General features: G+C 65.1%; 14 protein-coding genes and 2 pseudogenes. 12 read left to right on the plus strand and 4 right to left on the minus strand.

Annotated features, from left to right (window positions below; genetic code table 11):
• Nucleotides 1-541 precede the first annotated feature (541 nt).
• The 4 genes and pseudogenes from V5B60_RS22265 to tnpC all read right to left on the minus strand — a co-directional run.
• A pseudogene (locus tag V5B60_RS22265) lies at nucleotides 542-934 on the minus strand (lipase family protein); the annotation flags it as partial.
• Between the two features lie 3 nt (nucleotides 935-937).
• Nucleotides 938-1882, minus strand: coding sequence for a hypothetical protein (locus V5B60_RS13815; RefSeq protein ID WP_332347609.1), 945 nt, complete (start codon nucleotides 1880-1882; stop codon nucleotides 938-940).
• A 140-nt stretch (nucleotides 1883-2022) separates the two neighbouring features.
• Nucleotides 2023-2280 (minus strand): annotated as a pseudogene (locus V5B60_RS13820) (transposase); the annotation flags it as partial.
• A gap of 17 nt (nucleotides 2281-2297) precedes the next feature.
• The gene (gene tnpC, locus V5B60_RS13825; RefSeq protein WP_434735332.1) at nucleotides 2298-3872 is read right to left on the minus strand and encodes an IS66 family transposase; all 1575 of its coding nucleotides are present in this window, start codon (nucleotides 3870-3872) and stop codon (nucleotides 2298-2300) included.
• A gap of 1077 nt (nucleotides 3873-4949) precedes the next feature.
• Between tnpC and gyrA the strand changes: the two genes are divergently transcribed.
• The 12 genes from gyrA (at nucleotide 4950) to V5B60_RS13885 (ending at nucleotide 19994) form a co-directional block, all read left to right on the plus strand.
• Nucleotides 4950-7574: a DNA gyrase subunit A gene (gene gyrA, locus V5B60_RS13830; protein WP_332347611.1), complete on the plus strand. Its 2625-nt coding sequence runs from the start codon at nucleotides 4950-4952 to the stop codon at nucleotides 7572-7574.
• A 52-nt stretch (nucleotides 7575-7626) separates the two neighbouring features.
• The gene (gene pheA / locus V5B60_RS13835) at nucleotides 7627-8718 is read left to right on the plus strand and encodes a prephenate dehydratase (protein WP_332347612.1); all 1092 of its coding nucleotides are present in this window, start codon (nucleotides 7627-7629) and stop codon (nucleotides 8716-8718) included.
• Between the two features lie 75 nt (nucleotides 8719-8793).
• A complete protein-coding gene (gene hisC, locus V5B60_RS13840) occupies nucleotides 8794-9882 on the plus strand; it encodes a histidinol-phosphate transaminase (RefSeq protein WP_332350567.1) in 1089 nt (362 codons plus the stop codon).
• A gap of 22 nt (nucleotides 9883-9904) precedes the next feature.
• Nucleotides 9905-10792: a prephenate dehydrogenase gene (locus V5B60_RS13845; RefSeq protein ID WP_332347613.1), complete on the plus strand. Its 888-nt coding sequence runs from the start codon at nucleotides 9905-9907 to the stop codon at nucleotides 10790-10792.
• Nucleotides 10789-12747 carry a bifunctional 3-phosphoshikimate 1-carboxyvinyltransferase/cytidylate kinase gene (locus V5B60_RS13850; protein WP_332347614.1) on the plus strand — a complete coding sequence of 653 codons (1959 nt, stop codon included), beginning with the start codon at nucleotides 10789-10791 and terminating at the stop codon, nucleotides 12745-12747. Before V5B60_RS13845 ends, V5B60_RS13850 begins: the two co-directional genes overlap by 4 nt.
• Before the next feature lie 193 nt (nucleotides 12748-12940).
• On the plus strand, nucleotides 12941-14638 hold the full coding sequence (gene rpsA, locus V5B60_RS13855) for a 30S ribosomal protein S1 (protein ID WP_034942090.1): 1698 nt from the start codon (nucleotides 12941-12943) through the stop codon (nucleotides 14636-14638).
• 9 nt (nucleotides 14639-14647) lie between these two features.
• On the plus strand, nucleotides 14648-14935 hold the full coding sequence (locus V5B60_RS13860) for an integration host factor subunit beta (RefSeq protein WP_332347615.1): 288 nt from the start codon (nucleotides 14648-14650) through the stop codon (nucleotides 14933-14935).
• Between the two features lie 168 nt (nucleotides 14936-15103).
• Entirely contained in the window at nucleotides 15104-16273 is a 1170-nt protein-coding gene (gene lapB / locus V5B60_RS13865; protein WP_332347616.1) for a lipopolysaccharide assembly protein LapB, read from the plus strand.
• A gap of 82 nt (nucleotides 16274-16355) precedes the next feature.
• Nucleotides 16356-17288 (plus strand): D-glycero-beta-D-manno-heptose-7-phosphate kinase, encoded by a 933-nt coding sequence (gene rfaE1, locus V5B60_RS13870; protein ID WP_332347617.1) that lies wholly within the window; start codon nucleotides 16356-16358, stop codon nucleotides 17286-17288.
• A gap of 14 nt (nucleotides 17289-17302) precedes the next feature.
• Nucleotides 17303-18307, plus strand: coding sequence for an ADP-glyceromanno-heptose 6-epimerase (gene rfaD / locus V5B60_RS13875; RefSeq protein ID WP_332347618.1), 1005 nt, complete (start codon nucleotides 17303-17305; stop codon nucleotides 18305-18307).
• On the plus strand, nucleotides 18300-19199 hold the full coding sequence (gene cysM / locus V5B60_RS13880; protein WP_332347619.1) for a cysteine synthase CysM: 900 nt from the start codon (nucleotides 18300-18302) through the stop codon (nucleotides 19197-19199). Before rfaD ends, cysM begins: the two co-directional genes overlap by 8 nt.
• 9 nt (nucleotides 19200-19208) lie before the next feature.
• Nucleotides 19209-19994: a 3'-5' exonuclease gene (locus tag V5B60_RS13885; protein ID WP_332347620.1), complete on the plus strand. Its 786-nt coding sequence runs from the start codon at nucleotides 19209-19211 to the stop codon at nucleotides 19992-19994.
• The last annotated feature ends 3 nt before the right edge of the window (nucleotides 19995-19997 follow it).

The following is a 19997-nucleotide window of genomic DNA, read 5'->3' on the forward strand; positions in this document are numbered from 1 at the left end:
GATCGGCTGCGGTGTCTAGGGTTGCCTGAACGAATGCCTCGATCTCAGCTTCAACAAAGGGAATCGCGTCGGATTTTACCCAGTGGTTTAGAGCCGCTCCAGTGAGAATCCCTAGATTAATCGCTAAGACTTCTTTGACACCTGGAACAGAGAGAGCGATTATGCTCTCTGCGATATCGCCTAAACCCTTGCCGTAGTTACCGTCCTTGATTTTAAGGATGCCGTCCAGGAAATTGCCCGCTACAAACTGGCTGACATCGCTGATAGGAAGGTAGCTGGGCGATTTGACGACACTACTACCGCTTGCCAGGCTGGATTGTAGGGCTTGTTTTCCATGGGCAGTAAGTATGTCTTCAAACTGATCATTCGGATCACGCAGTTCCACGGTTTGGCCTCCGACGTGGCCTTCGCCAAGCTTCGAGACGAAGTCGTCGTATCTATAGAAATGAGTGGCGGAGAGTCCATTCATGACAGAGGGGTCGTAGCTCCGATTTTGGGTCAATCCCCAAAGAGCGCCAAGAGCATTCCATGTGGTTAGAGAAATCTCATTCTTGGCATTCAGGTGCGAAGCAGCATAATCATAAGCGGCAAATTGAGCTAATGCCCCACCGAGGCTGTGTCCTGTGATGTGGACTCTATTTCCGCTGGTTGCAAGACTGCTGAGCAGGCCCTGTATTTGTATCTGGTTCTGTTCGTACTGGGGCCAGCCTCGGTTAGCGTTGTTTACCCAGTCTCTGCTATTCTCTGTACCCCTAAATGCAACAATGTATTCTTGGCTTGAGGGGTTGACATACACCGTCACATAGAGCCCGGTTGCTGGGTTGTTGATCGTATGCAGAGGGTTTCCGGACTTTGTGAAGCCCTGCGGCGGGGGGTAGCTTGCATCTTCATAGCTCGCAAAAGCTGCATCCAAAAAGTCGCCTTGGGTTGCCATTGATTAGCCCCTTTCTTCGCAAAGATCTATTACTATAAGACTTCTAGATGAGGTTTTCGTGGTTTTGAAGAGGAGTTCAGCAGACTCCCCAGATACAAACGCTAGTCTGCATCCATTCGGAGATACCTTAGGGTTCTTGACAAAGCCGGAAACGAGTTGTTGCGATTCGGTCTGGGAACGTAAGTAGTAGGCGCCTGCGCTTCCCGGTTCCCCTGTTTTGGAAAACCCGTGAGCCACAATTACAAAGCCGCTTCGGGCAGGTACGATGAGGATCGTTCCGTCATTGAACGCCCATCTGCCCGATGGAATTTTGACGGATTCAAAGAATCCATCTCGACTTATAAACCACGAGTTAATAAATCCTCCGCTTCGCCACCGTGTCTTTTCCTCGGGAGTGAAATTCAGGCTGTGAAAAAAGTACGCATGCTTTGGGAGAAACTTAGTAACTATCGGTAAAATCGGTGCGTTTAGCAATAAGTCGGTTTCTCGTCGATCTAAGCCGTCATCGCTGACTATAGCCACCCGAACGGGAGCAGATTGAAACTGAATTGGGCCGAAATCGAGATATCCATCCGGTGGTGCCAGTCGAACCCAAGAGCGATCGAGTAAGCTCGTCGGTATAGCTCTGTTCAGACATTGCTGGTCGTCAAAATAGGTGCCCTGAGAATCATGGTCGGTCGATGGCAATACCGTGTAAGACGAGAAATCGGGGGGTGTCAGGCGGATGCGCTGGAGTGTGGTCTGGCCAAAGGTTCCGATAGCGTAGAGAATTTTACCGTCAAAGCAAATCTTTCTTGTGGCGGTTGCAATCATAGTAACGGCGTCGGGGATATCCCATCGGTAAAGGGAATTGGCACGAGATCCCCGTTGGGTGTTTGCAGTAAAAATGATGCGCTTGTCGTCGAGCCACTCAAGGTAGTCTCCGGGCACGATGTTGGGCTTGGGCATTACATTTATCGAGAAGGCGCGAAGTGGTTGTGTACGCCCACTGTTGTGCGTTACATCCATTATCATAAGCATGACCGCTAAGAAGGCAAAAGGCCAAGACCGCCTGTTTGTGGGTATACCCGGGTCTCCGCACTCGGTTGTCATAGCGGCGTGAGACCGAGAATCCGGAGCCGAACGTCGTTGTCCCAAGCGGCACGTTTGCGCGTCCGGCGCAGGCTGGTCTTGGTCTTGTCGGCCGCATCCAGGCGAATCAGGTTGAGGACGATCTCCTTCAGGAGTGAGAGGTTCTGTGGAGCGTTGTCCTTGCGCACGGTGCTGGCATCTTCGCCAAAGCTGACGTCGAGCACCCAGTGAAGTCGATTCTCCAGGCCCCAGTGGCTTCGCACGGACACCGCAAGTGTAATCATTCACTCCCCTACACGGTTGCCGGGATGGCGGGGAGCTGCAAGCCTTTGCGAGCGGCGGCGATGACGGTGCCGAGGTACTGCCAGGCGGATGCTCCGCGACGGCGACAGGTTTCGATGAGGCTGGCGAGGAAAGCGAAGGCACGGGAGCCCTCTTCAGAGCGTGTGCCGTGGCTGATGGCGCGCGAAATCACCCAGTGCCGCAGCGCCTGTTCGGCGGCGTTGTTGGAAGGCGGCAGGTGGGGCTCGGCGACCGGGCGCAGGATCACGTCCCAGTCGTAGAGGAATTCGCGCACGACGCCACGCAGCACCGAGTGCTGATCCGTCTGATGCGCTTCGCACAGATACCGTAGTCGTTTGATCTCGTTCGCGTAGCGGGCCGGGAGTCCTTCCGGGGGTGGATCGATCCGCGCCGCGTAGATGGCGGCCATCAGCGTCTTCATGATGCCTTCCATCTCTTGCCCCACCCCGGAGACTCGCGCATCGCTCGATTCAGCCAGCCCTCTCAGTTTGCGCAGCAGGTGCGGCCAGCAACGCAAGCGGTTTGCCCAGGCGCGATAGACGCCGTAGCCATCGCTGATGAGCAGGCCGGCAAAACCGTCCTGCAGGGCGTTCTCCAGCATTTCCCGGCTGCGCGGGCCGATCAGGAACAGCACCGTGTGCGTCGTCACCAACGCCCACAGCCACAGCAGCGTGCCGGACTCCGGCCACGAGGTCTCATCGACATGCAATTGCGCTGCCTGCACGATGTCGGCCACCAAGGCGTCCTCCAGCGGCAGACTGGCGCGGCCCGCTTCACGGATGGTTTCGTCGATGACACCGGTACTCAGCGTCAACTCGAACAGTTCCATCAGCAATTCGCGAATGCGCGCCCGCGACAGGCGCATGCGCAGCGCCAGCAGGACGATCACCCCGGACAAGCGGGGACCCACGAGACGCCATTCCCCCAGTTCGACCTTATCCCATTGCCCGTCGGCCGGCGCCCGCCAAGGTTGCGCACGGCTGACATGGCCGCAGGAGCAGCTCACTTCCAGCAGCGTGTGACGGGTGACGCTGAACGTCAACCCGATCAGGCCCTCGACCGGCGGCGCAATGTCGACTTCGTCCCAGGCCGTGTAAGCCTGCGAAGCCGCATCGCCCCACAACGCTGCCGCACACGCGGCGCAGATCTCGGGACGGTGCTCGCACCGGGCGGTGATCGCCAGCTTCTGACTACGGCCATGGCCTGCGCTGCCCGGCTGCTTGCCCGGGCGCTTCCCAGACCCCTTCTGGGCCGATGGCCGCTGGCCATAAACCGGTGGAGCCTGTTCCGTCTCTTCCGTCGAGCTTCCCGCCGTCTCCGCAGCGACGTCGGCAGTATCGCGCTCGTCCGCCGCGCCACTCTGTTCCTCCGAGCCACCTGTCTTCGCCCAGGGCGGTTGGCTGGTCGGCGGACGCGAGCTGTTGCCCGGGTTCTGATTCAGCCGATCCTGCAACTCCTTCACGTCGTGCAACAGGCGCTTCGACACTTCCAGCAAGAGCTCCGCCGGCAGCTTCTTCAGCCACTCGTCGTTCATCTGGAACAGGTCATGTTTGCTCAGGTGCATCGTGCCGCATCTGTCAGGTCGTCTGCAAGTTCCGCAACTATGCCATACAAATCATCAGGCTGGCGCCTTTTCTTAAGGGGGGTGAACGATTACGGACCGGCAGTGGGCGGTGATGTCGGCAGTTTGGTCGCGTCCGAACGTCGTCCGCCTCCGACGTCGCTGCCCCCTCGATCTCTGCGCTTCATGCTCCACTCCGCTGAGTTCCTGGCCTTGGCAGAGCCGCATGAGCATCGGTTGCGGAGCTTCAGGGTCGCCAAGCGGCTCTCGCTGCCCATTTCCCTTCTCTTCTCAACGTTTCCGTATTGTCAATCAGATTCCTCCCAATTGGGAACTAATTCGGAGGAATATTTGAGCCTCGCCGGGCACCCTCGGGGCACCGGCGAAATGCTTCGGACGGCGAGGGGCTTGTTGGATGGCTTCGGGCCAATGGTCATGACTGTCGAGGCACCCCTGATGATGAGAGTCCTGACCGTTTCCCTCACCGCTGCCCTTATCCCGCGCAAGGGAGAAGGGGGGTCCGCAAGTCGCTGACGCCACTTTCACGGTCACTCGTCTTTGCTGGCGCCGAAACCAATCGGCAGCAACTCGAAGCGCTGCGGCTTGCCCGCCTGCGTCGCCTGAAGACGTGCGCCGCGGACAGCGCGATGGCGCTCGGCAGCGAAGTGCTAGGCGAACCTCGAGGGCTACACGCCGGAGAAGGTCTTCTCCGGGTGTGCCGGTCTCGACGCGCTGAAGGTAGTCGTCAGCGTCCGCCTTGTTCCCTCGAGTTCATGGCCCTAAACGGGCCATGAGACGACGAACTGCTGGCACACCCCAAGTTGCCGGTGGAGTCCAGGCCGAACGTAGACCGTGCCACGGTGGATGCACGACTTGCGGCGCGCGAACGTGAACGACGAAGTGCTGGGTCAGTTGGGGACGGGACGAACGCCGCTACGTCATCCTTGCCGCCCAGTTGCCAGCGCAGAACCTCCGTCAAGCGCAGCGTGCGCGGCCCGCGGCAGTCCCGCCATGATAGAATCCCGGGCTCGAAGAAGACGCCGACAGGGCCCCCGAAGTCGCGTCGCCAGCGGAAAGAAGATGGAAGCCTTCGCCAAGGAAACCCTCCCGATCAGTCTCGAAGACGAGATGCGTCGTTCGTATCTCGACTACGCGATGAGTGTCATCGTCGGGCGTGCGCTGCCCGACGCGCGCGATGGCCTGAAACCGGTGCACCGGCGCGTGCTGTTCGCCATGCACGAGCTGTCGAACGACTGGAACAAGCCGTACAAGAAGTCGGCGCGTGTCGTCGGCGACGTCATCGGCAAGTACCATCCGCACGGCGACAGGGCGGTGTACGACACCATCGTGCGCATGGCGCAGGATTTCTCGCTGCGCTACATGCTGATCGACGGGCAGGGCAACTTCGGCTCGGTCGATGGCGACAATGCGGCGGCGATGCGCTACACCGAAGTGCGCATGGCGCGCATCGGGCACGAGCTGCTCGCCGACATCGACAAGGAGACGGTCGATTTCGGGCCGAACTACGATGGCGCCGAGGAGGAGCCGCTGGTCCTGCCGGCGCGCATCCCGAACCTGCTGATCAACGGCTCGTCGGGAATCGCCGTCGGCATGGCGACGAACATTCCACCGCACAATCTCGGCGAGGTGATCGACGCCAGCCTGGCGCTGCTCGACAATCCGGCGGTGACGATCGACGAGCTGATCGACCTGCTGCCGGCGCCCGATTTCCCGACCGCCGGCATCATCTACGGTGTCGCCGGCGTGCGCGAGGGCTACCGCAGTGGCCGCGGCCGCGTCATCATGCGCGCCAAGGTGCATTTCGAGGACATCGACCGCGGCCATCGGCAGGCGATCATCGTCGACGAGCTGCCCTACCAGGTGAACAAGCGCACCCTGCTCGAGAAGATCGGCGAGCTGGTCAACGAGAAGCGCATCGAGGGCATCTCCGACCTGCGCGACGAGTCCGACAAGTCCGGCATGCGCGTCGTCATCGAGCTCAAGCGTGGCGAGGTGGCCGAGGTGGTGCTCAACTGCCTGTACAAGCAGACGCAGTTGCAGGACACCTTCGGCATGAACATGGTGGCGCTGGTCGATGGCCAGCCGCGCCTGCTCAACCTGAAGCAGCTGCTCGAGTGCTTCCTGCGGCACCGGCGCGAGGTGCTGACGCGGCGCAGCGTCTTCGAGCTGCGCAAGGCGCGCGAGCGGGCGCACATCCAGGAAGGGCTGGCGGTGGCGCTCGACAACGTGGACGAGATCATCGCCCTGATCAAGTCGTCGCCGACGCCGGCCGATGCGCGTCGCGGGCTGATGGGCCGGCTCTGGCAGTCGCCGACGGTGGCCGAGATGCTGGCGCGGGCGGCGCTCGACGCGACGCGGCCGGACGGACTCGGCATCGAGTACGGCCTGTCGCAGAGCGGCTACCTGCTGTCGGAGGTGCAGGCGCAGGCGATCCTCGATCTGCGGTTGCAGCGGCTGACCGGCCTCGAGCGCGAGAAGATCGTCGGTGACTACGCCGAGCTGCTCGAGCGCATCGCCGACCTGATGGACATCCTGGCGCGGCCGGAACGGATCACCGAGATGATCCGCGACGAGCTGACGGCGATCCGGGCCCAGTTCGGCGACCGGCGGCGGTCGGAGATCGTCGTCAGCACGCAGGATCTGGCGATCGAGGATTTCATCACGCCGCTCGACATGGTGGTGACGCTGTCGCACACCGGCTACATCAAGTCGCAGCCGCTCGCCGATTACCGCGCGCAGCGCCGCGGGGGGCGCGGCAAGCAGGCGGCGGCGATGAAGACCGATGATTTCATCGATCACCTGTTCGTCGCCAATACGCACGATTTCATCCTCTGCTTCACCAACCGCGGCCGCGTCTACTGGCTGAAGGTTTATGAGGTGCCGCAGGGGACGCGCACCAGCCGCGGCAAGCCGATCGTCAACCTCTTCCCCTTCGAGGACGGCGAGAAGATCAGCGCCATCCTGCCGGTGAAGGAGTTCACCGACGACCGCTTCATCTTCATGTGCACGGCGCAGGGGACGGTGAAGAAGACGCCGCTGTCGGACTTCTCGAACCCGCGGCGCAGCGGCATCATCGCCGTCGCGCTCGATGCCGACGATTTCCTGATCGGCGCCGAGATCACCAACGGCAGGCAGGACGTGGTGTTGGTTTCCGATTCCGGCAAGGCGGTGTGGTTCGACGAGGAGGACGTGCGGCCGATGGGACGCACGGCGCGCGGCGTCCGCGGCATGAAGCTCGGCGAGCAGCAGCAGGTGCTGTCGCTGCTGGTCGCCGACAACGAGCAGCAGACGGTGCTGGTGGCGACCGAGAATGGTTATGGCAAGCGCACGGCGCTGGCCGATTTCCGCCACTCGGGCCGCGGCACGCAGGGGGTGATCGCGATCGCCGCCAGCGGGCGCAACGGTCGCGTCGTCGCCGCGCGTCTCGTGCGCGACGACGACGAGATCATGCTGATCACCACCGGCGGTGTGCTGATCCGCACGCGCGTGCGCGAGATCCGCGAACTCGGGCGGGCGACGCAGGGGGTGACGCTGATCGCGCTCGACGCCGGCGAGAAGCTCGCCGGGCTCGAGAAGGTCGTCGAGAGCGAGGACGAGGCGGCGCCGGGCGAAGCGGCGGCGCCCGAGCCGGTGGCGGCGCCCGCAGCCCCGGCGGCGGATCCCGACACGCCGGCGGCGGAATGATCAGGCTGCTGCTGCCGCCCGCGTGCCGCCAGCGGATGTCGCGGGCGGGCGCATGAGCGACGATCTGCAACGCGAGCTGGCGCTCGTCCGGCGGCAGATCGACGAGGTCGACGACGACCTGCTGGCGCTGCTCAACCGGCGTGCGCGGCTGGCGCAGCAGGTCGGCGAGATCAAGGCGCGGCACGGCGAGGCGGGTTTCATCTACCGCCCGGAGCGCGAGGCGCAGGTGCTGCAGCGGATCCAGGGGATGAACACCGGACCGCTGTCGAACGAGAGCCTGACCTGGTTCTTCCGCGAGGTGATGTCGGCCTGCCTGTCGCTCGAGCAGCCGCTCGGCATCGCTTTCCTCGGCCCGCTCGGCACCTTTTCCGAGAGCGCGGCGGTGAAGCATTTCGGGCATGCGGCACGGCTGCTGCCGCAGGTCTCGATCGACGACGTCTTCCGCGAGGTCGAGGCGCAGCACGCCGACTACGCCGTGGTGCCGATCGAGAATTCGACCGAGGGTGCCGTCGGGCGGACGCTCGACCTGCTGCTGACGACACCGCTGAAGATCTGCGGCGAGGTCGTCCTGCGCATCCACCAGCATCTGCTGTCGAAGGAGACGGCGCTCGCCGGGGTGCACAAGGTGTACTCACACGCGCAGTCGCTGGCGCAGTGCCACGAGTGGCTCAACCGCTCGCTGCCGCTGGCACAGCGGGTGCCGGTCGGCAGCAACGCGCAGGCGGCGCAACTGGCGGCGGCCGAGGCCGGTGCGGCGGCGATCGCCGGGCAGGCGGCGGCGGAACGCTACCGGCTGCCGGAACTGGCGAGCAACATCGAGGACGAGCCGAACAACACCACCCGCTTTGCCGTCCTCGGCCGGCAGGACGCCGGTCGTTCCGGACGCGACAAGACCTCGCTGATCATGTCGGCGCAGAACCAGACGGGCGCCCTCAGCGGCCTGCTGGCCCCGTTCGCGGATGCCGGCGTGTCGATGACGCGGCTGGAGTCACGGCCGGCGCGGCACACGCTCTGGGAGTACGTCTTCTTCGTCGACCTCGACGGTCACCGCGACGACGAGTCGCTGCGCCGCGCGCTCGCCGAGCTGGCGCAGCGGGCGCCGTACCTGAAGCTGCTGGGCTCGTACCCGGTGGCCGCCTATTGACCGGCGGCCCGCTCCGCGCGCGCAAGGCGGTCGCTGGCCGCCGGCGCAGCGGGCCCACTTGATCGAGGACCGATGATGGCACTCAGCGAGCAGTCCCTGCCCTATGTGCGGGCGATTTCACCCTACCAGCCGGGCAAGCCGATCAGCGAGCTGGCGCGCGAGATGGGGTTGGCGGTCGACCGGATCGTCAAGCTGGCATCGAACGAGAACCCGCTCGGCATGAGCCCGAAGGCGCGCGCGGCGGTGCTGGCGGCGATCGACGATCTGGCGCGCTATCCCGACCAGTTCGCGCTGCTGCAGGCGCTGGCCGAGCGCAGCGGTCTCGACGCCGGGCAGATCGTCCTCGGCAACGGTTCGAACGACGTCCTCGACCTCGTCGCACGGGTGTTCCTGGCGCCGGGACGATCGGCAGTCTTCGCGCAGTACGCCTTCGCCGTCTATCCGCTGGCGACGCTCGCCGCCGGCGCCGAGCCGATCGCCGTCGCCGCGCGTGACTACGGGCACGACCCGGCGGCGATGCGGGCGGCGATCCGGGCGGACACGCGGGTGCTGTGGATCGCCAATCCGAACAACCCGACCGGCACCTTCCTGCCGGCGGCGGTCCTGCGCGATTTCATCGTCTCGCTGCCGCGCGACGTGGTGGTGGTGCTCGACGAGGCGTACAACGAGTACCTGCCACCGGCCGAACGCGTCGAGACGAGCAGCTGGCTGGCCGACCTGCCGAATCTGGTGATCACCCGCACCTTCTCGAAGATCTATGGTCTCGCCGGGTTGCGCATCGGCTACGCGCTGACCTCGCCGGCAATCGCCGACCTGCTGAACCGGGTGCGGCAGCCGTTCAACTGCAACAACCTGGCGCTGGCGGCGGCGCGGGCGGCACTCGACGACCACCGCTTCGTCGCCGACAGCTACGCGTTGAACCGCTCAGGCATGGAACAGATCGTTGCCGGCCTGAAGCGGCTCGGGCTGACGCACATCCCGTCGCACGGCAACTTCGTCAGCTTCCGTCTCGCCGACGCGGCACAGACGAACGAGAAGCTGCTGCGGCAGGGGGTGATCGTGCGGCCGATCGCCGGCTACGGGCTGCCCGACTGGCTGCGGGTGACGATCGGCAGCGAGGGTGAAAACGCCCGCTTCCTGGCGGCGCTCGAGGGGGCGCTGTGAACGCCGGCAGCGGGGTGCGGCGATGAGCGGCGCGGCGCCGTTCGGGCGCGTGGTGGTCTTCGGTGCCGGCCTGATCGGCGGTTCGTTCGCGCTGGCGCTGAAGGCGGCCGGGCAGGTCGGCGAGGTGGTCGGTTTCGGCCGTACCCTGGGCTCGCTGAACCAGGCGTTGCGACTCGGGATTCTCGATCGCGTCGGTTTCAACATCGGCCAGGAGGTGTACGGCGCCGATCTGGTCCTGATCGCTGCGCCGGTCGGCATGAGCGGCGAGATCATGGCGCGCATCGCGCCCTGTCTCGGCCCGCAGACCGTCGTCACTGACGCCGGCAGCACCAAGGAAGACGTCGTGGCGGCGGCGCGCGAACACTTCGGCGGGCGCATCGGCCAGTTCGTCCCGGCGCATCCGATCGCCGGTGCGGAGAACAGCGGCGCGGCGGCGGCGCGCGCCGACCTGTACCGCGATCGGCAGGTGGTGCTGACGCCGCTGCCGGAGAACGACGCCGCCAGCATCGCCTGTGTCCGCACCGCCTGGGAGGCTTGCGGCGCGATCATCCGCGAACTGAGTGCCGCCGAGCACGACCGCATCTTCGCTGCCGTCAGCCACCTGCCGCACCTGCTGTCCTTCGCGCTGGTGCATGAACTGGCGGGGCGCGACAACCGCGAACTGCTGTTCGATTTTGCCGCCAGCGGTTTCCGTGATTTCACGCGCATCGCCGCCAGCCATCCGGAGATGTGGCGCGACATCTGCCTCGCCAATCGGCTGGCGCTGCTCGAGGAGCTCGATCGCTACCGCGCGCAGCTCGACGCCCTGCGCGATTCGCTGCAGGCGGCCGACGGCGCGCGGCTGGAAGAGGTCTTCGACATCGCGCGGCGGGCACGGCGCGACTGGGGCGAGCGCCGGGGTGGCCGATGAGCGCCGCTTTCCTCGACCTGCCACAGTTCGTTTCGGCCGCCGGCACGCTGCGCCTGCCGGGATCGAAGAGCCTCTCCAACCGCGTCCTGCTGCTGGCGGCGCTGGCCAGTGGGCGCAGCGAGATCCGCGACCTGCTCGCCTCGGATGACACCGCGCGCATGCTCGACGCACTGCGCACGCTGGGCGTCGGCATCGAGCCGGCGGGTGACGGCGCGTTCGTTGTCGACGGCGTCGCCGGCGCGCTGCCGGTGCGCACGGCCGAACTCTTCCTCGGCAATGCCGGCACCGCTTTCCGGCCGCTGACGGCGGTGCTCGCGCTGGCCGGCGGCACCTATCGCCTGTCGGGCGTGCCGCGCATGCACGAGCGGCCGATTGCCGATCTCGTCGATGGCCTGCGGCAGCTCGGCGCGGAGATCGACTACCTGGCGGGCGAGGGCTTCCCGCCACTGCTGATCCGGCCGCCGCGACCTTCCGCCGCAGCCGTCGTCCGCCTGCGCGGCGATGTCTCGAGCCAGTTCCTCAGCGGGCTGCTGATGGCGCTGCCGCTGCGCGGCGCCGAGACGACGGTCGAGATCGTCGGCGAGCTGATCTCGCGGCCCTACGTCGAGATGACGCTGGCAATGATGGCGCGCTTCGGTGTGCTCGTGCAGCGCGACGGCTGGCAACGCTTCACTGTCGCCGCCGGCAGCGTCTACCGGTCGCCCGGGGTGCTGCCTGTCGAAGGCGACGCGTCGTCGGCGTCGTATTTCCTGGCGCTCGGCGCCATCGCTGGCGGGCCGGTGCGCGTCGAGGGAGTGGGAAGGGATTCGATCCAGGGCGACGTCGGCTTCGCCGACGCGCTGGTGGCGATGGGCGCGCGCATCACGCTCGGCGAAAACTGGATCGAGGCGGCGGCCCCCGGCGCCGGCAGCCTGCGCGGCATCGAACTCGACTGCAACCACATCCCGGACGCGGCGATGACGCTGGCGACGGTGGCGCTTTTTGCCCGCGGGCCGACGACGCTCGGCAACATCGCCAGCTGGCGCGTGAAGGAGACCGACCGCATCGCCGCGATGGCGAGCGAACTCAGCAAGCTCGGCGTGCGCGTCGACAGCGGCGAGGATTTCATCCGTGTCCATCCGCCGGGCGCGACGGAGTCGCTGCTGCCGGCGGTGATCGACACCTACGACGATCACCGCATCGCCATGTGCCTGTCGCTCGCCGCCCGCGGCGCACCGCTGCGGATCAATGATCCGCGCACCGTCGGCAAGACCTTTCCCGACTATTTCGAGCGCTTCGCGGCGATGACGCGACCGGTGCCGGTGGTTGCGGTCGATGGCACCTCGGCCTCGGGCAAGGGAACGATCGCCGCGCGCGTGGCGCAGGCGCTCGGCTGGCACTACCTCGATTCGGGCGCCCTTTACCGGTTGACGGCGCTCGCCGCGCTGCGCGCCGGCGCCGCTGCCGACGATGAGGCAGCGGTGGCGGCGATCGCGGCGACGCTCGACGTCGAGTTTGCCGGGACGTCGATCCGTCTCGCCGGCGACGAGGTCGGCGATGCCATCCGCAGCGAGGAGATCTCGCGTGCGGCGTCGCTGGTGGCGGCGCTGCCGGCCGTGCGCAGCGCGCTTCTCTTCCGGCAGCGGGCATTCCGGCGCCCGCCCGGCCTGGTGGCCGACGGGCGCGACATGGGCACGGTGGTCTTCCCGGATGCGACGAGCAAGGTGTTTCTCACCGCCAGTCTCGAGAAGCGTGCGGAGAGGCGCCTTAAGCAGTTGATCGACAAAGGAATCGCTGCTAATATCCGCGATCTCGTGCAGGACCTCGCGGAGCGCGACGCCAGAGATGGCCAGCGCAGCGTTGCGCCGATGCTGCCGAGTTCGGATGCCGAGTTGCTCGACACGACGGACCTGACCATCGAAACAGCGGTGGCGCAGGTGCTGGGCTGGGTCAACGAGGTTCCGGAAAAAGGGTGAAACGGCAGCTGCCGTTCGCCAGCAGGTGTCACCAGCCAGATGCATCGTTGCTGCGGCCGCTGTCGGCAGGGGGTTGCCCCGCCGCTGCGTGCGAAGCGTTGGCCTGCCGTCGCAGGGAGCGCGCGGCAACGGGCAGGGCGGGTGATCGTCATCAACTCACCCCGCAGCCATGCGGTCAGGTCAGTCAATCCATATGTCAGCCAATCCCACCATGCAGGAAAGCTTTGCCCAACTTTTCGAAGAGAGCCTCGGTCGCCAGGAAATGCGGCCCGGCGAGGTCATCACCGCGGAAGTCGTGCGCATCGACCAGAACTTCGTCGTCGTCAATGCCGGCCTCAAGTCCGAGAGCTATATCGAACTTGCGGAATTCCTCAACGACCAGGGCGCCATCGAAGTCAAGGTCGGCGATTTCGTCCAGGTCGCGATCGAGCAGCTCGAGAACGGTTTCGGCGAGACCCGTCTGTCGCGCGACCGGGCGAAGCGGGTCGCAGCCTGGAACGCGCTCGAGCAGGCGCTCAACGATGGCAGCCTGGTCTCCGGCACGATCACCGGCAAGGTCAAGGGTGGCCTGACCGTGATGACCAACAGCGTGCGGGCGTTCCTGCCGGGTTCGCTGGTCGACATGCGTCCGGTCAAGGACACGACGCCGTACGAAGGCAAGACCTACGAGTTCAAGGTCATCAAGCTCGACCGCAAGCGCAACAACGTGGTGGTGTCGCGCCGCGCCGTCCTCGAGGCGAGCGTCGGCGAAGAGCGCGAAGCGCTGCTCGCGGCGCTGCGCGAAGGCAGCGTCGTCAAGGGCGTGGTGAAGAACATCACCGATTACGGCGCCTTCGTCGACCTCGGCGGCATCGATGGCCTGCTGCACATCACCGATCTCGCGTGGCGTCGTGTCCGCCACCCGTCCGAGGTGCTGGCAGTCGGCGACGAAGTGCAGGCCAAGATTCTCAAGTTCGACCAGGAAAAGAACCGGGTGTCGCTCGGCCTCAAGCAACTCGGTGAGGATCCGTGGGTCGGCATCTCGCGCCGTTACCCGCCGACGACCCGCCTCTTCGGCAAGGTGACCAACCTGACCGACTACGGCGCCTTCGTCGAGATCGAGCAGGGAATCGAGGGTCTGGTACATGTCTCGGAGATGGACTGGACGAACAAGAACGTCCACCCGTCGAAGGTCGTCCAGCTTGGCGACGAGGTCGAGGTGATGATCCTCGAGATCGACGAGGATCGCCGCCGCATCTCGCTCGGCATGAAGCAGTGTGCGGCCAATCCGTGGGACGAGTTCTCGATGAACTACAAGAAGGGCGACCGGGTGCGCGGGGCGATCAAGTCGATCACCGACTTCGGCGTCTTCATCGGCCTGCCGGGCGGCATCGACGGTCTCGTTCACCTCTCGGATCTGTCGTGGTCGGTTCCCGGCGAGGAGGCGATCCGCAACTTCCGCAAGGGCGACGAGGTGGACGCGGTGGTGCTGGCGATCGATACCGACAAGGAGCGCATCTCGCTTGGCATCAAGCAGCTCGATGGCGATCCCTACACCAGCTACATCGCGACGCACGACAAGAACAGCATCGCCCGCGGCGTCATCAAGTCGGTCGATGCGCGTGGCGCCGTGGTTATGCTCGAGGGCGACATCGAAGCCTACCTGCGTGCCTCCGAGGTCTCGCGCGAGCGCATCGACGACCTCACCAAGGTATACAAGGAAGGCGACCGGATCGAGGCGATGATCATCAACGTCGATCGCAAGACGCGTTCGATCAGTCTCTCGATCAGGGCCCGCGAACAGGCGGAACAGCACGAGGCGATGCAGAAGTTCTCGGCCGACAGCAGCGCCAGTTCGGGAACGACGAACCTGGGTGCCTTGCTCAAGGCCAAGCTGAACAATCCGCAGTAAGGCTGGGGGATGACCAAGTCGGACCTGATCGCCGAACTGGCCCGGCGCTTCCCGCAACTCGTTGCCAAGGACGCTGACCTGTCGGTGAAGATGATTCTCGAGGCGATGGCAGAGGCACTGGGCAGAGGTGACCGGATCGAGATTCGCGGTTTCGGCAGCTTTGCCCTGAACTATCGGCCGCCGCGCGTCGGGCGCAACCCGAAGTCCGGCGAGAAAGTCGAGGTGCCGGAAAAATGGGTACCGCATTTCAAGGCTGGCAAGGAGTTGCGTGAGCGCGTGGACGCCGCGCCGGAGTGAAGCATGGCCCCGGCTCGCCGGGCCGTGGCAGGTGACGGGCGGCGACGAGAGTCGCCGCCCGTTTCTGTGTCTGTGGGAGCTGATCGATGCGCTTGTGGCAAGGGGTCTGCCGGATCCGCATGTCCCCCTGCCGGCCGGCCATCGCGTGGCACCTGGAAAGCCTGATCAATGATTGAGTTCGACTACTGGCAGCTGCTGCTCTTCCCGCTCTTCTTCGGCCTCGGCTGGCTGGCGGCACGGATCGACATCCGCCACTTGGTGCGCGAGTCGCGCGCACTGCCGCGTTCGTACTTCCAGGGGCTCAACTTTCTTCTCAATGCGCAGCCCGACCGCGCCATCGAGGCTTTCGTCGAGGCGGTCAAGGTCGATCCGCAGACGATCGAACTGCACTTCGCGCTCGGCAGCCTGTTCCGCCGGCGCGGCGAAACCGATCGCGCGATCCGCATGCACCAGAATCTCATCGAGCGCGAAGACCTGAAGCACGATCTGAAACTGCAGGCACTGGCGGAGCTCGGGCAGGACTACCTCAAGGCAGGCCTGCTCGATCGCGCGGAAGCGGTCTTCGACAAGCTGCGCGACTCCGAGCTCGGCGAGGAGGCGAAGCGCAACCTGCTCGAAATCTATCAGCTCGAGAAACATTGGGAGAAAGCGATCGCGATCGCTTCGGAGCTGCCGGACTTTGCTTCGCACAAGGAAATCGCCGAGTACCATTGCGAGCTCGCGGCAGCCGAGATCATTCGTTCACGCCGCGATCTCGCCGCGGGCTACCTGCAGACGGCGCTCGAGCGCAATCGCAAGTGTGTTCGCGCCAGCCTGCTGTGGGGCGACATGCTGTTGCAGGAGGAGCAGTGGGAGGCCGCCATCGAGTCCTGGCAGCGGATCGAACAGCAGGACCCGGCCTATCTGGCACTGGTGGCGCAGCGTCTGCTCGGCGCCTTCCGCAAGCTCGACCGGCGGGATGCAGGCCTCAGACTGCTGCGCGGCTATCTCGAGCACTATCCGTCGCTCGACCTGCTGGATGTGGTTTTTCAGCTCGTCCTCGAGGGCGATGGCGCGGAGGCCGCCTACGAACTGGTGCGTGACGAGCTGAAGCGGAACCCGACGCTGCTCGGCTTCGACAAGCTTCTCGAGGCGAGACTGTTGCTCGCCAGTGCCGAGAGTCGTCCCGACCTTGAGCTGGCGAAAGGCATCGTGCAGACGTACACGCGCCGCCTGGCGCGCTATCGGTGCGATAATTGCGGCTTCAAGGCGCGCCAGTTCTACTGGCGCTGTCCGGCCTGCGGCGGCTGGGAGACCTATTCCCCCAAGCGCAGCGAAGAGTTCGACCTGACACCCTAGGAGTCTCCCGTGCATTCATCGTTGCCTGCTGCGCGCGACGCCAGGCTGGCATGGCATCTGGCTGCGCCCGATCGGAGCGTCGATGCGGCTGCCTGATCTGTCGGCGGCGCGCCTGCTGATCGTCGGCGACGTCATGCTCGACCGCTACTGGTTCGGCGATGTCGCGCGCATCTCGCCCGAGGCGCCGGTGCCGGTGGTCCGTATTGGCCGCAGCGAAGAGCGGCCGGGCGGCGCGGCGAACGTCGCGCGCAACGTCGCCGCGCTGGGGGCGCACGCCACCCTGCTGTCGGTCGTCGGCGATGACGAGGCGGGCCGCAGCCTGCAGCAGTTGCTGGCAGCCAGCGGTATCGACGTCAGCCTGCATGTCGATCCGGCGATCAGCACGACGGTCAAGCTGCGTGTGATCGGCCGCCAGCAGCAGTTGTTGCGCATCGACTTCGAGACTTGGCCATCGCACGAGGTCCTGCGCGCAAAACTGGCGGAGTTCGCTGTCCGGGTGGCCGACTGTGACGCGGTGATCCTCTCCGACTATGGCAAGGGAGGCCTGACGCACATTGGCGAGATGATCCGGCTGGCAAACGCAGCCGGCAAGCAGGTTCTGGTTGACCCGAAGGGCGACGATTTCTCGAAGTATTCCGGCGCAACCGTGGTGACGCCGAACCGTGCCGAGTTGCGGACCGTCGTCGGCCGCTGGCAGGACGAGGGCGAACTGGCGCGCAAGGCGACCGCCTTGCGCGAGCAGTTGCAACTCGACGCCTTGCTGGTGACGCGCAGTGAAGAAGGGATGTCGCTCTTCCACCGCTCGGCGCTGATCCACGAGAAGGCGGTGGCACGGGAAGTCTTCGACGTCTCGGGTGCCGGGGACACGGTGATCGCCACCCTGGCAGTGATGCTCGCCTGCGCCGCCGGCTGGCCGGACGCGGTGCATGCGGCGAACGTCGCCGCTGGGCTGGTCGTCGGCAAGCTGGGGACTGCCGTGGTCGAGGGCGGCGAACTGGCGGCCGCGGTGAAGTGAAGTGAGGTGATTCCATGTACACCATCGTCACCGGCGCCGCCGGCTTCATTGGCGCCAATCTCGTCCGGGCGCTGAACGAGCGCGGCGTGCGCCGGATCATCGCCGTCGACAACCTGACACGGGCCGACAAGTTCCGCAACCTGGTCGATTGCGACATCGCCGATTACCTCGACAAGCAGGAGTTCATCGATCGCCTGCTGGCTGGCCATTTCGACGGTGACGTCGACGCCATCCTGCATCAGGGCGCCTGCTCCGACACCATGGAAGGCGATGGTCGCTACATGATGGAGAACAATTACCGCTACTCGCTCGGCATCCTCGACTGGTGTCTCGACCAGGAGGTGCCGTTGCTCTATGCCTCGAGCGCGGCAACCTACGGCGGTGGCCGGGTTTTCCGCGAGGAGCGGGCGCACGAGGCGCCACTGAACGTCTACGGTTACTCGAAGTTCCTCTTCGATCAGATAGTCCGTCAGAGGTTGACCGTGAATGGCTCGTCGAGCTCGCAGGTGGTCGGTTTCCGCTACTTCAACGTCTATGGACCGCGCGAGTCGCACAAGGGGCGGATGGCGTCGGTGGCTTTCCACCACTACCACCAGTTTCGCAGCGATGGCAAGGTCAGGCTATTCGCCGGTTGTGACGGTCATGCCGACGGCGAGCAGCGGCGCGACTTCGTGTACGTCGAGGACGTCGTCCGCGTGAACCTTTTCTTCCTCGATCACCCTGAACGATCGGGTATCTTCAACGTCGGTACGGGGCGCGCGCAGACCTTCAACGAGTTGGCGGTGGCGAACGTCAATGCCTGCCGGGCGCTTGCCGGTGAGAGTCCGTTGCCGCTGGCGGAGCTGGTTGGGCAGGGATTGATCGAATATGTGCCTTTTCCTGCGGATCTCAGAGGCCGCTATCAGAGTTTCACCGAGGCGGATCTGACGAAGTTGCGCCGGGCTGGCTACCAGGCGACCTTTGCCGACGTCGGCGAGGGTGTGGCACGCTATGTCGACTGGTTGAATGCTCATGGTTGAGACCCTCGAGGACCAGGTTGGCGGTACGCCGCTGGTGATCCTGAAGCGCCTGCCGGGCACGCTTGGCGCGGCGCGCGGCAACCGCATCCTGGCGAAACTGGAGGGCAACAATCCGGCCGGATCGGTCAAGGATCGTCCGGCGCTATCGATGATCGCGCGGGCCGAACGGCGCGGTGACATCCGGCCGGGCGACACGCTGATCGAGGCGACCTCGGGCAACACCGGTATCGCGCTGGCGATGGTGGCCGCCGCGCGCGGCTACCGCATGTTGTTGGTGATGCCGGAGAACCAGAGCGTCGAGCGGCGGCAGACGATGCGTGCCTTTGGCGCCGAACTGGTGCTGACGCCGCGCGACGGCGGGATGGAGCTGGCGCGTGACATCGCCGAGGGCATGCAAAGGGAGGGTCGCGGCATCATCCTCGACCAGTTTGCCAACCCTGACAACCCGCTGGCGCACTATGAGGGCACCGGCCCGGAGCTGTGGCGGCAGACGGCCGGCGGCATCACCCATTTCGTCAGCAGCATGGGAACCACCGGGACGATCATGGGTGTCTCGCGTTATCTCAAGGAACGGAACGCGGCGATCTGCATCGTCGGTTGCCAGCCGGAGGAAGGTTCGCAGATCCCGGGGATCCGCAAGTGGCCGGAGGCCTACCTGCCGAAGATCTTCGAGCGCACGCGGGTTGATCGCGTCGAGTCGGTGTCACAGGACGCAGCGGAAGAGATGACCCGTCGCCTGGCGCGCGAGGAGGGCATCTTCGCCGGCATCTCCTCGGGTGGCGCGCTCACCGTTGCCCTGCGGCTGGCTGCCGAAGTCGAGAATGCAACCATCGTCAGCATCGTCTGCGACCGCGGTGACCGCTACCTGTCGACCGGCGTCTTCCCGGCCTGAACGCGGTCGATGAAGCCGGTTCTCGCTTTTGACATCGAGACGGTTCCGGACGTCGCGGGTCTGCGCCGCCTGCATCTGCTCGATCCGGGCCTGTCCGATGAGGAAGTCGCCGAACTCGCGTTCCAGCGACGGCGGGCGGCGACCGGCAACGACTTCCTGCCCTTGCACCTGCAGCGGGTGGTGGTGATTTCCTGTGCGCTGCGTGTGGGGAGGGATTTCCGTGTCTGGTCCCTGGCTGCACCCGAGCTCGGCGAGGCGGAGATCATCCAGCGTTTCTTCGACGGCGTGGAGAAGTTCACGCCGCAACTGTTGTCCTGGAATGGCGGTGGCTTCGACTTGCCTGTACTGCACTACCGGGGGCTGATTCACGGCTTGGTCGCTCCTCGCTACTGGGACCTCGGCGATGGTGATCACGCCGACAGTCGCGATTTCAAGTGGAACAATTACATCAGCCGCTATCACACCCGTCACCTCGATCTGATGGACCTTCTGGCACTCTATCAGCCGCGCGCCGCCGTGCCGTTGGACGAACTGGCGAGGCTGATCGGTTTCCCCGGCAAGCTCGGGATGGATGGCAGCAAGGTGTGGCAGGCATGGCAGGAAGGTCGCAGTGCCGAGATTCGCGACTACTGTGAGACCGACGCCGTCAATACCTATCTCGTCGGAGTCCGCTTTCGCTTGATGCGCGGCGAGATCTCCGCCAGTGAGTACGAGCAGGAGCAGGTTCGCGTGCGCGCTGCCGTGCAGCGCCTCGACAAGCTGCACTGGCGCGAGTTCCTCGCTGCGTGGGCTTAGGGA

Origin of the sequence: Accumulibacter sp. (assembly GCF_036625195.1) — a bacterium.
Lineage (GTDB): Bacteria > Pseudomonadota > Gammaproteobacteria > Burkholderiales > Rhodocyclaceae > Accumulibacter.